The sequence below is a fragment of the Streptomyces africanus genome (genome assembly GCF_002150735.1).
Taxonomy (GTDB): domain Bacteria; phylum Actinomycetota; class Actinomycetes; order Streptomycetales; family Streptomycetaceae; genus Streptomyces; species Streptomyces africanus.
The window spans coordinates 357-1,480 of record NZ_MUKA01000368.1 but is presented as its reverse complement, the minus strand read 5'-3'; the positions used below and the strand labels follow the sequence as shown (position 1 = coordinate 1,480).

Genomic DNA, 1,124 nt, shown 5'->3' with positions numbered 1-1,124 from the left:
GGGACTCCGAGGACTGGGTCTGGAGCAACCTCGCCGAGTCGCTCATCCCCCTGGGCCGCTGGGACGAGGCCGCCTCGGCGGCCTCGTCCCAGCGGCCCAGGGGGATGAGCGACTCGGCGAGGTTGCTCCAGACCCAGCCCTCGGAGTCCCGCAGGCCCATTCTGCCGGTGAGGCGCAGGCCCTCGTGCAGGACGTCCACGGCCTCCTCGGAGCGCCCGATGCCTTCCAGGGCGGAGGGCAGGTTCACATGGCTGCGGCCCACGACCGCCGCGAGCCCCCGGGCCACGACCTCGTCCCTGACCTCGTACATGTGGGCCAGCCCGGTCTCGATCTGCCCGGCGTCGATCATGAGTCCGCCGAGAGTGAGCCGGGCGTTGGCCTCGATGTCCTCGGCGCCCACCATGCGCGCGTACTCCACCGCGCGCTCGGCGGCCGTCAGGGCCTCCGGGCCGGGCCGGCGCAGCATCGACCAGTGGGCGACCGTGGCGAGCACCTCGGCGTGCACCTCGGACGGCGGCAGGCCGCGGACCAGGTCCTGCGCGGTGGCGATCTCCTGCCGGCCGTCACCGCGGGCGAGCCGCTGCACCAGCCGGGAGCGCTGGATCCAGAACCAGGCGGCGCGCAGCGGGTCGGCCTCCTCGTCCAGTTGGCGCAGCGCCCGCTTGGTGATCTTCAGGGCGCGTTCGCGCTCCCCGCAGAGCCGTCCGGCCACGGCCGCCTCGGCCAGCAGGTCGAGGTGGCTGAGCGCGGTGGCCTCGAGGCCGCCGCAGGGCGGATAGACCTCGGCGTAGTCGACGGGGCGCAGGGTCCGGCGTACGGCTTCGGGGGCGGTGTCCCACAGTTCCATCGCCCGTTCCAGCAGCCGTAGTTGCTCGGCGTAGGCGTGGCGGTGGCGGGCCTCGACGGCGGCGTCGAGGACGGCGGGCAGGGCCTTGGCCGCGTCGTGGGCGTGGTACCAGTAGCTGGCCAGGCGCGTCGCGTGCTGGTCGGCCGGGACGAGGGTGGGGTCGGCCTCCAGGGCTTGGGCGTAGCGGCGGTTGAGGCGGGAGCGCTCGCCGGGGAGCAGGTCGTCGCTGACGGCCTCGCGGACCAGGGAGTGGCGGAAGCGGTAGCCGTCGCCGCCG

1 pseudogene is annotated in these 1,124 nt (G+C 74.7%); it reads right to left on the bottom strand.

Annotation, left to right across the window (positions count from 1 at the left end):
- Positions 1-1,124: pseudogene (locus tag CCL05_RS36205) on the bottom strand (hypothetical protein); the annotation flags it as partial.